At 32.5% G+C, this 15,111-nt stretch carries 14 protein-coding genes; 12 read left to right on the top strand and 2 right to left on the bottom strand.

The genetic code is table 11. From position 1 onward, the window contains the following. Positions 1-82 precede the first annotated feature (82 nt). From ACMHJ2_RS00070 to purD, 10 genes are all read left to right on the top strand, one after another. Positions 83-1,324 (top strand): lipopolysaccharide biosynthesis protein, encoded by a 1,242-nt coding sequence (locus ACMHJ2_RS00070; protein ID WP_413510919.1) that lies wholly within the window; start codon positions 83-85, stop codon positions 1,322-1,324. Further along, complete coding sequence (gene asnB / locus ACMHJ2_RS00065; protein WP_413510918.1) at positions 1,309-3,135, top strand: asparagine synthase (glutamine-hydrolyzing); 1,827 nt, start codon at positions 1,309-1,311, stop codon at positions 3,133-3,135. The genes ACMHJ2_RS00070 and asnB overlap by 16 nt, the downstream gene beginning before the upstream one ends. A gap of 13 nt (positions 3,136-3,148) precedes the next feature. Further along, the gene (locus tag ACMHJ2_RS00060) at positions 3,149-4,270 is read left to right on the top strand and encodes a glycosyltransferase family 4 protein (RefSeq protein ID WP_413510917.1); all 1,122 of its coding nucleotides are present in this window, start codon (positions 3,149-3,151) and stop codon (positions 4,268-4,270) included. 1 nt (position 4,271) lies between these two features. Beyond that, entirely contained in the window at positions 4,272-5,516 is a 1,245-nt protein-coding gene (locus ACMHJ2_RS00055; protein WP_413510916.1) for an O-antigen ligase family protein, read from the top strand. Then, entirely contained in the window at positions 5,509-6,771 is a 1,263-nt protein-coding gene (locus tag ACMHJ2_RS00050; protein WP_413510915.1) for an O-antigen ligase family protein, read from the top strand. The genes ACMHJ2_RS00055 and ACMHJ2_RS00050 overlap by 8 nt, the downstream gene beginning before the upstream one ends. Next, entirely contained in the window at positions 6,747-7,949 is a 1,203-nt protein-coding gene (locus ACMHJ2_RS00045) for a hypothetical protein (RefSeq protein ID WP_413510914.1), read from the top strand. The genes ACMHJ2_RS00050 and ACMHJ2_RS00045 overlap by 25 nt, the downstream gene beginning before the upstream one ends. A gap of 3 nt (positions 7,950-7,952) precedes the next feature. After that, positions 7,953-8,696 carry a WecB/TagA/CpsF family glycosyltransferase gene (locus ACMHJ2_RS00040; protein WP_413510913.1) on the top strand — a complete coding sequence of 248 codons (744 nt, stop codon included), beginning with the start codon at positions 7,953-7,955 and terminating at the stop codon, positions 8,694-8,696. Then, positions 8,693-9,676 carry a UDP-glucuronic acid decarboxylase family protein gene (locus ACMHJ2_RS00035; RefSeq protein ID WP_413510912.1) on the top strand — a complete coding sequence of 328 codons (984 nt, stop codon included), beginning with the start codon at positions 8,693-8,695 and terminating at the stop codon, positions 9,674-9,676. Before ACMHJ2_RS00040 ends, ACMHJ2_RS00035 begins: the two co-directional genes overlap by 4 nt. Continuing rightward, complete coding sequence (locus ACMHJ2_RS00030) at positions 9,676-11,025, top strand: exopolysaccharide biosynthesis polyprenyl glycosylphosphotransferase (protein WP_413510911.1); 1,350 nt, start codon at positions 9,676-9,678, stop codon at positions 11,023-11,025. The genes ACMHJ2_RS00035 and ACMHJ2_RS00030 overlap by 1 nt, the downstream gene beginning before the upstream one ends. A 98-nt stretch (positions 11,026-11,123) precedes the next feature. Then, the gene (gene purD, locus ACMHJ2_RS00025) at positions 11,124-12,395 is read left to right on the top strand and encodes a phosphoribosylamine--glycine ligase (protein ID WP_413510910.1); all 1,272 of its coding nucleotides are present in this window, start codon (positions 11,124-11,126) and stop codon (positions 12,393-12,395) included. Positions 12,396-12,404: 9 nt separating this feature from the next. Here the strand turns inward: purD and ACMHJ2_RS00020 are convergent, their stop codons facing one another. Beyond that, entirely contained in the window at positions 12,405-12,635 is a 231-nt protein-coding gene (locus ACMHJ2_RS00020; protein WP_413510909.1) for a DUF6341 family protein, read from the bottom strand. Positions 12,636-12,739: 104 nt separating this feature from the next. Between ACMHJ2_RS00020 and ACMHJ2_RS00015 the strand changes: the two genes are divergently transcribed. After that, positions 12,740-13,678: a DUF6427 family protein gene (locus ACMHJ2_RS00015; protein WP_413510908.1), complete on the top strand. Its 939-nt coding sequence runs from the start codon at positions 12,740-12,742 to the stop codon at positions 13,676-13,678. Here the strand turns inward: ACMHJ2_RS00015 and upp are convergent. Then, positions 13,673-14,326, bottom strand: a complete 654-nt coding sequence (gene upp / locus ACMHJ2_RS00010) for a uracil phosphoribosyltransferase (RefSeq protein WP_413510907.1) — start codon at positions 14,324-14,326, stop codon at positions 13,673-13,675. The genes ACMHJ2_RS00015 and upp overlap by 6 nt on opposite strands. A 59-nt stretch (positions 14,327-14,385) precedes the next feature. Between upp and ACMHJ2_RS00005 the strand changes: the two genes are divergently transcribed. After that, positions 14,386-14,991 (top strand): DUF4254 domain-containing protein, encoded by a 606-nt coding sequence (locus ACMHJ2_RS00005; protein ID WP_413510906.1) that lies wholly within the window; start codon positions 14,386-14,388, stop codon positions 14,989-14,991. Positions 14,992-15,111 lie beyond the last annotated feature (120 nt).

Raw genomic sequence — 15,111 nt, 5'->3', positions numbered from 1 at the left:
TAAATTAAAGTAGTCTTTATACAAGATATTAGGGTAGGATACCATTTCATTTAAATATAAGTAAGAAAAATAGGGTTGATTAATGAATAAAGAGTTTATAAAAAATATAATTATAAACAACCTGTCATTAGGGTTACAGTTTGGTTCGCGTTGGTTATTAAATATTGTCTTGTTATCTACATTGGGAATAATTCCTTTCGGAACCTTTTCCTTTATTTATTCTTTTGCCAATATTTTAGTTTCAATTTTACCTTTTGGAAGTCAATTTTACTTGATTAAGGAGGCGAGTGTAAATAAAGATAACAGCAGAGAACTCCAATCCTCAATGCTTCTACTATTGCTTTTATCTTTGGGAGTATTACTGCTAATTTTCCTTGCCGATTTGTTGCAAGTCAATAGTTATGGTTATCTAATGTATTTAGGTTGTACGCTAGGGATTGTATTTAGTATTAATAACATCCTTTTTTCTTATTTAAAAGGCATTGGAAAATTTGGTTTTGAACTGAAAATTAATATTGTTTTCTCTGTTTTGATTTTTGGATTGATTGGTTATTTAATCTATGGAGATGGACTGGAAATCGACACTATTTTTTATCTAATCATAACTTTTAATCTTATAACCACCGCTATTATACTGTCTTTGACAAAGGGAATTTCTTTATTGGCCGGAATAACTAGTTTATTTACAACAAAAGAATTGAATTCCGTTTGGAAAGAGAGACAATATTTCGGACTACAAGACATTGTTACAGCCTCTTTTGTGCAAGGTGGAATGCTGCTGTTGCCCTTGTTTGTTAGTGATGAAATATATGGGATATACAGAGGGTTATTGTTAATTGTAGCTCCTTTTGCCTTACTGAATTTAGCCTTTTCTCAAGTATTGTTAAACCAAATAAAGAATGTTTCCTTGCGTGAAAAAGAAAAGTTATTTCATTCCTTGCAAAAGATAGCTATTCCTGGTTTAGTTGTAATTTTACTAGGGATGTATTGGTTTAGAGAAGTTATTTTATTTAAAATAGCTAAATTAGAGCTAACAGACACGTTGAATAAGGCTTATATAGGGGTATTAGCGATCATTTTATTTAGCTTTGTTTACTCAGGCTATGAGATGTTGTTTGTGGCTTTAAACAAACAAAAAAAGCGTTTTATTATTATGGTTATAGGGGCAATAGTAAATCTAACAGCAATATTGACATTATTGCCAAAATATGGTATAATGGGTGCTATTGGAACAAATGTAATCTCAACGTTTGTTGTATTTATTTTAGTCTTGTTTATTGGAGAAAAGCAGTTAAAAAAGAATAAGTTATGTGTGGAATCTTAGGAAGTGTTAATTTGTCATTTGATGAAAAAATTTTAAATACGATATATCATAGAGGTCCTGATAGTGGGGCTATAGAAGATTTCACACTAGGAGAGCACAAGGTTTATTTGGGACATAGACGTCTTGCTATTGTTGAGTTAACGGAAGCGGGATATCAACCAATGACGACAGATGAACAGGATTTTGTTCTTGTATTCAATGGTGAAATTTATAATCATTTAGAACTAAGACAGAAACTTGTGGAAGTTGATTTTAAAGGAAATTCTGATACAGAAACCATCCTTTACTATTTAGCTAAATTTGGTATTGAGGCAGTAAAGGACTTTAATGGTATTTTTAGTTTATGTCTGTTAGATAAGAAAAATCAAAAGATATACTTGGTTCGTGATCCATTTGGAGTAAAACCCCTTTATTATTTTTTAAATGAATCAAATCAATTGTTTTTTGCTTCAGAGATTCGACCTTTGCGAGAATACAAGAAGGGGCTTGAAATCAATAAAGAACATGTCGCAGAATTGCTTAAGCTTAGATACAATCCTGCACCAGATACCATTTATAAAGATATTCTAAAATTGCGTCCTGGGCATATCTTAGCCTACGATTTGAACAAAAAAGAAAATAACGTAGGTATTACTTCCTATATAAGTAAAGTTGAAATAACGACTAATTACAGTTTCAATAAGGCCGTTGATAAATATGGTCAATTGTTTGAAGAGGCTGTAAAAAGACAGCTGATGTCTGATGTCGAAATTGGTTCATTGTTAAGTGGTGGAATTGATTCTGCTTTAGTGACGTATTTCGCTCAGCAGCATTCTAAAAAGAAGATTAAGACTTACACCGTTGGTTTTGAGGAAAATGAGTTTTCAAATGAACTGGAAGATGCTCAGCAGTCAGCAGATTTTCTGAAAACAGAGCATCAAAGTATTGTTATCTCCTCCTCAAATTTCAAGAAAATATTTGAAGAAACTTGTAAAATTGTCGAAGAGCCTTTGGGAACGACGTCTATTTTACCTATGTATTACTTGAATGAAGCCGTAAGTAAAGATTTGAAAGTAGTTTTAACTGGGCAAGGAGCAGATGAACCTCTTGGAGGATATGCACGTTACAAGGGAGAAATTATGGCCAATAAATACCCGTCTTTCCTTTTCGATTTAATGCGACCAATTGCTAAACTTTCAAAAAAAGAAAAATGGATTCGAGCCACACAATCGTTGTCTATAGCAGATCCAATAAAACGTTGGGAAAATATCTATTCTTTATTTACGGATAAAGAAATTAAGAATTTAATAAACTGTGCGGATACAAAGAGCTATGAAAGGATAGCTTACTATTATAATTTACTTAATTGTAAGGAGAAAAGAGGTGTAGAAGGAATGATGGCTGTTGATTTGAGAATGAATTTAGCCGATGACCTACTGATGTATACCGATAAAGTTTCCATGAATTTCACCATAGAGACAAGAGTTCCCATGCTCGATATGGAGTTGGTTCGATTTTTAGAGTCTTTGCCTTATGAGTATAAAATAGGCAAGGGTGAAACTAAAAGAATACACAAAACATTCGCCAAGGACATCTTGCCTCAAGAAATCATAAATAGACCCAAAAAAGGATTTCTATCTCCTACAGAAAAATGGTTTAGAGAAGATTTAGGCGATTATTATATAAATCTCTTAAGTAATAGTGATAAAAATGTTTATTTTGAACTATTCGATAGAAAAGCAGTTTTACAAGTTTTTAAAGAACATAAAGCAGGCTATAATAGAGAGAAGCAAATTTTTACTCTTTTATCTCTTTATTATTTGATTAAATAAAGGATTAGTACATATGAAGTTAGCAATTATTACATCGAGATACCCAAAAGAAAATCAACCATATAACCATATGTTTGTACATGTTCGAGCCCTGTACTTTCAATCTCAAGGAGTAGATGTAACAATTTTAGTTCCCGCAAAAAATAAAAACCAATATACCTATCAAGGTATACAAGTGATTGAAAATTTAGCAAAGGAAATTAAAATTGACTTGGCGCACTATGATCTTTTATATCTGCATTTGCTAAATCAATACCCTACGAAAGATGGTGGGTTTTCGATTTATAATGAAATTGGAAAAAGAAAGTATAAAACAGCCCTTTATTTACATGGATCGGATGTTTTGGTTTATCCAGATTATCTATATGATTTTAAATGGTCATTAAAAGGAATTGCTAAATATTTATATATTAATAGTTGGAATCATTACCTGATGAGTCGTTTTTTAAACAAGATTAGTTTATTTAATACGTATGTGATGCTGACACCTTCTCAATGGATGAAAAATCATACGGAGAAAATTTTTAAGCGGACCTTCCAAAATTTTTATGCCATTCCAAATGGAATTGATACCCAGTTATTTGATGTGCCTTTTACGTATGAAAATAGATTTAAATTAATTACGATTCGACCACTGAATGACCCAAAGTATGGTGTAGATATGTCTATTGAGTTAATGCGTTTCTTACCTGATACTTTTACATTAGATATCTATGGCAAAGGTTTTCTAAAGACAGAATATGAAAACTTGATTAAGCATTATAAACTTGAAAAGAGAGTTAAACTAATTGATGATTTTATAGAAAGAAATGAATTGCCAATGCTGTTTGCTAACTATGGGATGTTTTTAGCTTTTTCTCGCTTTGATTCTCAAGGTGTTATTATGTGTGAAGCGATGGCTTCTCGATTGCTGACAATCAGTAATTTTAATTCGGCAATCCCTGAGTTTATTCGAGCTAATCAAACAGGACTAGTAAACGATAACATGGAAGAGCTAGCGAAGGATATTGGTCGTATTTCTCAAGATAAACAATTGCTAGAAAAACTTGTAGAGAATGGCAGAATCAGTATGGAACAAATTAATTGGTACAAGCAAGGTGAAAAAGAATTAGAAGTATTACGTAAGTTAGTATAAATTGGATAAATTTAAAATTAGAATACAAGATGTAGATTTGGTAATTTGGGTTTTATTGATCCCCTTGCTAATCGTGGATTCAATTAACGGAATCTTTTATGAGAACAATATATCTATCCCATTTTCAATAAGTCAAATTTATAAGCTGGGAATCGTTGCTCTTTTTTTTATTCGCTTATTAAAAACACCAGAATATATTCTATTTATCTTGTTGCTTTTAGGCTTGATGATTGTCCCTTCTATCCTGCAATGGGCTAAGGAGACAATTACTTTTAATATTGTCATACAAGATTTGATTTTTTCCTTTAAGTACCTGACTGTTTTAATTTCTTTTTTTTATTTTAAAGAGGTTTTAGCAACTGTAAATAAATCGCAGATACCAAAATATTTCGTTTGGATTAAACTGTCTTATTTTATACTAGCAATTAGTTTGAGTTTGAAATTAATAGGTATAGGTTATCCTATGTATACCACAGGTAATATTGGTTCAAGGGGGTTCTTTATTGCAGGAAATGAAATATCTGCCTTGTTACTCATTCTTTCGGGGCTAATAGCCTATTACTATTGGGTAGTCAATAGAAATATACGGCTGTTTATAGGTTATGGATTAACCAGTTTTCTTTTGGGCCTTTTGATTAGTTCAAAAACGGGAATTTTGGGAATTGTATTGGTATATATGCTAATTGTATTAGGAACAACTAAATTTAATTTTAAAGATAAAAGAGTTTTTAAAAGCTTGGTATATACCCTTGTAGTAGTTATGGTTTTTGCCATTGGAATTAGTTTATTCATCCAAAATTCTGCAATCATGACGCGTTATGCCCATTTTTGGGATAAAATGGATTTTATCACTTTCATTCTTTCTAGTAGAAATATCTATTTAGCAGAAATGATTCCTATCTTCGAAAATAGTTATTCAAGCCTTGAAAGGCTGGTAGGTATTGGTAATTTTAGGTTTGAAGAATTGGCCAACCAAAAAATAGAAATTGATATCCTAGATATTTTATTTACCTACGGTTATTTAGGAATACTCCTATTTGGTGGTTTGCTGGCGTTGTATTTTTTCAGTATTCTGAAAGTAATAAAACAGCGTTCTGTGTTTGTTTATGCAAAGTTGAGTTTCATCCTCTTTACCGTTCTTTTTTTATTATCTTGCCTTTCAGGTCATATCTTTAATTCTGGAATTGCAGGAGTTTTTATAGGTTTTGTTTTGTCTTTAGCATATTATAAGAAAATAGATGGATAGAAAACTTGTTTTATATGCTGCAGCTCTTTTTGGAGCTGTAACACCAATTTATACAAAGTTTGGAAATGTTGCCTTAGCACTTTTTAGTGTCACGTTGGTACTATATGCTATTAAAAATGGGAAAAGACCTTCGGTAAACTTAAAAACGAGTTCTAAATTTATTTTTGGAACAACGACGATTATTATTGTGTGGTTGGGTTTAGGGTTGCTATATACAGACTATGTGAGTAAAGGTATTCGATTGTTTGGGAATTATTTTTCCTATCTGTTAGTTCCACTCTTATTTTTATTTGCTTCCTATGACATCCTTTTGGCAATTAAAGAAAAAGCTACTAAGTTTTTTGTTTATGGTAGTGCAGTTAGTAGCACTGTTTTATTAAGCTATAACTTTTATAAATATTTTCTTGAAAATGGAGCTTTTATCATAGAAGAAGACTTGTTCGGTTATTATTACACATATCATGAATTTACAGCTCTTTTAAAGTTTCACCCTACGCTACTAGGAGTGTATTATTTATTTGCGTTGGTCATTCTTAATGAGTCTAAGGGGTGGTTTAATACCTATAGTAAGCTTGGAATCAATTTGGTAGTGATGATAGGTATTTTGTTCCTCAATTCTCGAGTAGTTTACCTACTTATAGCCATATATGGAATCTATTATTTTATTCAAAGGGGAAAAATACTTTATGATGCAAAAAAAGGTATATTACTAGGTTTGGTAGTGCTATTGATATCGCTGTTAACTACGGGTATTATTTTAATTAAGGATACCTATATTTATGAACGTATGACGAATCAATTGATTTGGGATTTAAAAGATAATAAGGGAACACTTTACGATGATCAACACAAAAATGATAGTAGAATGTCGCGTTGGGAAGCTATATACCAATATGCAATGAAAAAACCACTGATAGGGTATGGTTCAGGAAGTGACGATGCGGTAGTATTACAAGCCTATAGAGAAGATAATTTAATGCATGCGTTAGAATATGAATATGGCCCTCATAATCAGTATTTATCTTTCTTACTTGCTTATGGTTTGTTGGGATTGGGGTGTTTTATTTTCTATCTATTTTATCAATTTCGATTGGCGCTATTGGATAGAAATGTAATTTATTTTTATCTGATTTTATCTATTGCAATCTCTTGCGTATTTGATTCTGTTCTCTATCTCAATACTACCATTATCTTTTTTGCGTTTTTTGGAAATCTATTTACTTTTTTAAGTTGGAAAAACAAAACGAAAGACTAGTTGTTATAGGCAGTGTTTTTTTGGTGGTGCAATTAATTTTGGATTTCACCGGAGCTAGAATAATAGAAGAGCATTGGGCGCCTACTTATTACCTCGTAGCCAAAGGTATTAAAATTGCATTTTTGTTGTTTATGATTTTTATTTTAGCCCAAAGGAAGAAATATTTACCTCTTTATGGTGTTTTTGGTTTAGGAATTATGGTTCTTATGGGCCAATGGAGTTTATATGGATCTTGGCGTGCTATTTCTTGGATTGCTTGTATTCGGGAATGGATGTTGTATAGCGCAGGAATAGTGATGGCTTTCTTTTTTCAATCTTTGTACGCACAGTCTAGTCAACGGCAGTTACAGTATAGCTTAAGGTTTTTAATCTATGTAATTTTAGTTATCTGCTTTTTTGTTTATCTTGGTTTTTTCTTTGATATTCCTCTTTTCAAAACCTATTTTGAAGGGGACAGATTCGGTTATATAGGGATTTTGCACAAATCAATCACAGCTACCTATTTTTTTATTGGAAGTATTGCCTTAAGTTATTATTATACATATAGACTACCGTTTTTCCCCAAATGGATTTTCTATATTTTATTGGTTTGTTCCTTTTTAGTTGGAACAAAGGGGATTTACTTGTTTAATGGATTGTTTTTTATGTATTTATTTTTGTACCACCAATTATATAAAAAAAAGGCCTTTTACGGAGGTGTGTTTTTTCTTTTTTTCTTGATTTTAGTATTAAAAAATCGAATTATTGAAACCTTACGCACCACCTATGAATTATTTCATACCATTTATTCGGAATATGGATTAATCACGAGTTTGTTGAGCTTTAGAGATCAAATGCTGATTGAAAAAACGCTTAGGTATAAAGAAAGATGGGGGATTACAAATTATTTTTTTGGTGGAAAAATACAAGAACTAGGGTTGTTTGAAATGAGTATAGTTGATTTATATTCTTTTGTTGGCTGTCTTGGTACGATTTATGTATTTTATTTATACTATAAAGGAGTGGGTGTAAAACCAAGGAATAGTAGGACAAAACAATATATCTTTTTTTGTTATTTGAATATTTTAATAATTAGTATTTTTGCAGGGCAGTTATTTGTTAATTTTTCATCCATATTTTTCATTCTTTGGGTTTTATTTTTAATAAATAATGATGAAATAGTAAAAAAAACAGACTAATCAGTGAAAGAAACACAACACCTTTTTGATATAGATATTGCTAATTTAACGATGTCTGAGACGATTGCAATTATCAATGAATCCATTGATAATAAACAACCTATATTGCATATTGTTGTCAATGCAGCGAAGTTGGTTAATATGCAAAAAGATGCGGAATTGAAAGAAAGTATTTTGAATGCGGATCTGGTAAATGTGGATGGGATGGCAGTTGTATGGGCATCTAAAATAATTGGAAAACCATTGAAAGAAAGAGTTGCCGGGATTGATCTTTTTGATAATTTGGTCAAAAATGCGAGTGAAAGAAAGGAGAAAATATACCTCTTAGGTGCCAAAGAAGAGGTCGTAACTGAAGTGGCAAGAATTTATTCCACTAAATATGGAGCTGAAATCATCGGAGGTTACCGAAATGGATATTTCGAAACAACGGAAGAAAATGAAATCGTAAAAGAAATTGTACAGAGTCAATCCACGTATCTTTTTGTTGCCATGAGTTCTCCTAAAAAAGAGATTTTTTTATCTACATATAAAGAGTCCTTGCGTGATTTGGGCTTTATTATGGGTGTAGGAGGTAGTTTTGATGTACTATCTGGTAAAGTTAAAAGAGCACCTATGTGGGTTCAAAAAATGGGAATGGAATGGTTCTATCGTTTTTTACAAGAGCCTAAGCGCATGTGGAAAAGAAGTTTTGTCGATAATGGCAAGTTCCTAGGTTTAATCGCAAAAGAAGTAATACAAAAAAAATGAAACGTATTTTAATAACTGGAGCAGCAGGTTTTTTAGGTTCTCACCTGTGTGATCGTTTCCTCGCAGAAGGATTTCATGTAATAGGCATGGATAATTTGATTACAGGCGATCTGAAAAATATTGAACATCTGTTTTCAATGGCTCATTTTGAGTTTTATCATCACGATGTTACCAAGTTTGTACATGTTCCGGGATCCTTGGATTATATTCTTCATTTTGCTTCGCCAGCAAGCCCTATCGATTATTTAAAAATACCCATTCAAACCTTAAAAGTAGGGTCTTTAGGGACCCATAATCTCTTGGGATTAGCGCGAGAAAAAAAAGCGCGTATTTTGATTGCATCCACTTCAGAAGTATACGGGGATCCATTAGTTCACCCCCAAACAGAAGAGTATTATGGCAATGTGAATAGTATTGGGCCAAGAGGCGTTTACGATGAGGCAAAGCGCTTTCAGGAGTCAATTACGATGGCTTATCATACTTTTCATGGCTTAGAAACGAGAATCGTTCGTATTTTTAATACCTATGGGCCTCGCATGCGATTAAATGACGGAAGAGTGATTCCCGCCTTTATTGGGCAGGCTTTGCGTGGGGAAGATTTGACCGTTTTTGGCGATGGAAACCAAACGCGATCTTTTTGTTATGTCGAGGATCAGGTGGAGGGAATCTATCGTTTATTGCTTTCAGATTATCACTTACCTGTTAATATTGGAAATCCAGATGAAATCACAATTTTGGATTTTGCTAAAGAAATTATTTGCTTGACGAATAGTAATCAAAAAATAATTTACGAAGATTTGCCAATAAATGATCCTTTACAGCGTTGTCCTGATATAACAAAGGCTAAAAATATTTTAGGATGGAGCCCTAAGATTGACAGAGCGGAAGGGATGAAACGGACATTGGACTATTTCAAAGCTTTTACAGCCGCTGATTTAGCCAAAGAAGAACATAAAGATTTTTCAAACTACATTTATTAATGAGTAAAAAAGCAGGAAGGTATTCTTATTTACTACGTCCATTAACTACGTGTGTTGATTTAATTGCAATTAACGTATTAGCTCAGGTGTGGTTTTCCACATTTACTGAGAAGCATTTCTTGTTTCATGTAGTCTTGTCTATCGGCTGGTTAGTTGCCGCTGGATTAAGTGATTATTATGAGGTGTATAGACATACAAAAACAGTTAAAGTCGCTGAGAAGGTATTCAAACAGTTTGTTTTTCAGTTTATATTGGTTGCTTCCTATAACGGACTTTTTGATCGATTTGCAGAGGTAGAAGATTTGGTCGGCTACGGCATTTCTATTTTTACCATTATCTGTACGATTAAGTTTTCTATTTTCTTTTTACTTAAGTATATTCGAAAGTTTCTAGGAGGGAATTTTAGAAATATCGTCTTGCTAGGTAGTGGCAAAGAAATTAGTGATTTAAAAAAGGTACTTATAAAAAGAACAGATTTAGGATACCGAATCAACAACCATTTTCTGAATTTAGAAGATGAAAGTTTAGAAGGTTTAAAACAATATTTGTCTCAATATGAGGTAGATGAGATTTTTATTCAGTTTTCTCTCACACAAGAAAAGAATTTTTCAGCCATATTGGAATTTGCAGATAATAGTATGATTACGGTGCATTACATTCCTACGCAAAAAGATATATTAAACAATAACCTGACGATTGATTATTACGATTTAATCCCTGTTGTACCAAGACGAGTGATTCCTTTAGATAAACCGTACAACAAATTATTAAAAAGACTCTTTGATTTGATTGTTTCCTTTTTTGTTATTGTATTAATTTTATCTTGGTTAGTCCCTTTAATTGCATTTCTCATCAAAAGAGAATCCAAGGGACCGGTGTTTTTTAAGCAGAAACGAACCGGATTGAATGATGAAGAGTTTTGGTGCTATAAATTTAGATCCATGCGTATTAATGACGACTGCGATGCTCAACAAGCTACTCGAAATGATCAGCGTATAACGAAGATTGGGGCATTTTTGCGTAAATCTAGTTTGGATGAATTTCCACAGTTTCTCAATGTGTTTTTAGGAAATATGTCGATTGTTGGACCCCGTCCCCATATGGTCGTGCATACTAAAATGTACTCCAAACGCGTGAGTCGATTTATGTTGAGACATCTAGTGAAACCTGGAATTACTGGAATGGCACAAACACATGGATATAGAGGAGAAATCGAAAATGATAGAGATATAATTAACCGCTTTAAATATGATCTCTTTTATCTTGAAAATTGGTCTATCCTCTTGGATTTAAAGATCGTTTATCTTACGGTATACAATGTTTTTAAAGGAGAAGAAAAGGCCTATTAAGTTCTTTTTATGAAGTTATCCTTCTTATTCTTAGGAACTTTTTCTTTATTCATTTTTTTATAATTATTTTTGAGCCTTAATAACAAACAACACACATAATGAAAATTTTATTATTAGGTTCAGGCGGGCGTGAACATGCTTTAACTTGGAAAATGCTACAAAGCCCACAATGTGAAGCTGTGTTTGTTGCTCCTGGAAATGCAGGGACAGCTCATATTGCCCAAAATATAGCAATCAATCCCAATGATTTTGAGGCTGTAAAACAAACAGTTTTAACGCATCAAATTGATATGGTTGTGGTTGGACCAGAAGATCCTTTAGTAAAAGGAATTGTTGATTTTTTTAAACAAGATGAAACAATCCAACATATTCCTGTGATTGGGCCGTCAAAAAAAGCAGCTCAATTGGAAGGCAGCAAGGATTTTGCGAAAGAGTTTTTAATTAAACATGGGATTCCTACAGCAGCGTATCAAAGTTTTACCAAAGATACAGTTTCAGAAGGTAAGAAGTTCCTAGAAACTTTACAAGCTCCTTATGTTTTGAAAGCAGACGGATTAGCTGCGGGTAAAGGCGTAGTGATTTTAGAGGATTTAGAGCAAGCAAAAACCGAACTAGAAGATATGTTGGTTGATGCTAAATTTGGTGATGCCAGTTCAAAAGTAGTTATTGAAGAGTTTTTATTAGGAATTGAATTAAGCTGTTTTGTATTAACAGACGGCAAATCATATAAATTATTACCTACAGCAAAAGATTACAAACGAATTGGTGAAGGAGATAAAGGACTTAATACAGGTGGTATGGGAGCTGTTTCTCCAGTGCCTTTCGCTACAGAAGAATTCTTGAAAAAAATAGAAGATCGTATTGTAATTCCAACCGTAGAAGGAATTAAAAAGGATCAATTGGATTATAAGGGATTTATTTTTATCGGAATCATTAAAGTTGGAGATGATCCTTTTGTAATTGAATACAATGTTCGTATGGGCGATCCTGAAACGGAAGTGGTTATGCCAAGAGTAAAATCAGATTTAGTCGAATTGTTTCAAGCGATAGCGAAAGAAGAATTGGATACAAAATCGATAGTGCTTGATCCGAGAAGTGCAACAACGGTTATGCTTGTATCGGGTGGATATCCAGAGGAATATGAAAAAGGAAAAGTAATTACAGGAATAGAAAAAGTTGAGGATTCAATCGTTTTCCATGCTGGAACTACCATACAAAATAATGAAGTTGTTACTAATGGCGGGCGTGTACTAGCCGTTACTTCTTACGGGAATTCGTACAATGAGGCACTAAAAAAATCTTATCAAAATATAGATAAACTAAATTTCGATAAGATTTATTACCGTAAAGATATAGGTTTCGATCTTTAAGATAGTGAATTACTTTAGAAATGAGTGGGCTGTTGTATCTTGCTCATCTTCACTGCTTGACTTAAATAATTGTAATTTTTTTAACCAAAATACAAAAAAGAAGCAAGTAGTTAGGATGAAAAACCAAGTAATGATGTTTGCAGTCCACCAGTTCGTAAGTTCTAGTTTTGCAAATAAATCCATAGGAATGAAAAGTACCTTTTCAAACAAGAATCCTAAACCATTAAAAAATGAAGTCATTTTCCTTTATTTTTAAATTAGATAATAGTATTTGAATCCTATATATTTAGTATACCTAATATACCTAAGAAACAAATCGTACTACAAAAATATAAAATATATACATGTTAGCAAGTATTTTTAGTAAAACTAGACCTATTAACTATATCATGCTTACGCTTTTAATCGTAATAGGCTATAGTTTATTCATTGGATTAGCATCTAGCATTGAATGGACCCTATTTGAAATAGTGAAACGCGTAAGCGTTTTACTACTGCTATTGCTCATGATGTATTTATCACAATTTATTGTTTCGAGAAATAGATTAGTAGATGATACGGCTTATGTACCACTAATTTTTACGAGTTTTTTATTCTTATTTCCTACTTCTTTTGAAAATGTAAGGGTGATTATCGCCAGTTATTTCATCTTATTGGCGCTTCGTCGAATTTTTTCTTTACACTCTTTGAAACAATCGAAAGAAAAACTATTAGATGCTTCTCTTTGGATATGTATTGCTAGTTTATTTCACTTTTGGAGTATTCTATATTTTGCTCTCTTATTTTATGCGATTGCTTTTTTTGGCGCTAAAGACTATAGAAATTGGATTATTCCGATTATTGCCTTCTTAGGAGCCTCTATTTTTTTGAGTCTTTATCTATTAATTCAAGAAGAATCTTTTCTGGTATGGTGGGCGGATAGAGTTCAGACTAGTTTTGATTTTATGTATTTTGATAACGTATTTCAAAATATTGCCTTAGCCGTTTTTGTATCTATTGCTCTTCTATATTCAGTTTCTCAGGCATTAGCCATAAAAACCAAACCTTATAATATGCAAAACACCTACAAGAAAATTATACTTTCATTTCTTATAGGCGCTTGTATTTATGTTATCTCTTCTGAGAAATCAAATGGACTATTGCTATTTACTTTCTTTCCATTAGCTATTTTAGGAGCTAATTATATTGAAAGTATTCCCCAAAAATGGAGAAAAGAAGCCAATGCGTATAGCATTTTTTTTATTGGTTTATTCTTCTATCTCGTACAATTAATCATCTTATAGTTTTTGTCCATAAGCTAAATCACCAGCATCTCCTAAACCTGGAACGATATAATTGTGATCATCCAGTTTTTCATCGAGTGTAGCAACCCATAGATGAACAGAATCTGGTAGATTTTCTTCCAAAAATTGAATGCCTTCTGGAGCAGCAATCACCACAGCGATATGCAGTTCTTTGGGTTGTTCTTCATTCATTAATTTATGAATCACAGCTACTAAAGATTGGCCTGTAGCTAACATTGGGTCAATGAGTATTAAGATTTTATCTTGGAAGGAGGGTGCAGCTTGGTATTCAACCAAAATTTGACTTGCCTCTCCGTGTTTACCATGACGACGATAGGCAGAAACAAAACCATTTTCTGCATCATCAAAAAAATTCATAAAACCAGTGTGTAAGGCTAAGCCCGCACGTAAAATAGAACAAAGTACAACATTGTCTTCAATACAAGTTGTGTGTTTGATTCCCAAAGGAGTTTGAACAGTTACAGCTTTGTAAGGTAATTTTTTACTCAGCTCATAAGCCATTATCTCTCCAATGCGTTCAATGTTTTTTCTAAAACGCATGCTGTCTTTTTGAATGTTAACCTCGCGAAGCTGAGCTAAAAAATGATTTAAAATGCTGTTTTCCTCAGAAATATAGTGAATTTTCATAACGGTATAATTAGTACCATAAAAGTATTAAAACTATATTTGTAAATAAAATTATTCATATGTTTTCAGCAGTAGCATTTCCAATATTCGAAGAGAGTATTCGTGATTATCATAAATATGACAATGTAGATCAGCCTATAAACAACCCGTATCCAAAAGAGGATATCAAACATTTATTGTATCTGAAAAATTGGATTGATACGGTTCAATGGCATTTTGAAGATATTATTCGCGATCCACAAATTGATCCTGTAGCAGCTTTAACTTTGAAAAGAAGAATCGATGCATCGAATCAAGAGAGAACAGATATGGTAGAATATATCGATAGTTATTTTTTGACGCAATATAAAGATGTACAAGTAAAACCAGGAGCTAAAATCAATTCAGAAAGTCCTGCTTGGGCAATTGATCGCTATTCGATCTTAGCCTTGAAGATTTATCACATGCGCGAAGAAGCAACAAGACCTGAGGCAACACAAGACCACAGAGATAAATGTCAAGTAAAATTGGATGTTTTGTTGGAACAAAAACAAGACTTGTCTACAGCTATTGACGATTTATTAAACGACATTGCACAGGGAGATAAATACATGAAAGTGTATAAACAAATGAAAATGTATAATGATGAAGAGTTAAACCCCGTGTTATACCAAAACAAAAAATAAACTTCAACTAGAAGGAAAACCCTTATAAAAAGCCCCAAAAGTATTTGACTTTTGGGGCTTTTTTTGTACTAAAATTGCCGTGTAATTTACACGAAGTACTAGTTAAAAGGACTTCATAAT

The sequence above is a fragment of the Myroides odoratus genome (assembly GCF_965118575.1).
GTDB classification, from domain to species: Bacteria; Bacteroidota; Bacteroidia; order Flavobacteriales; family Flavobacteriaceae; genus Flavobacterium; species Flavobacterium odoratum_B.
This window is presented reverse-complemented; position numbering and strand designations above follow the sequence as displayed.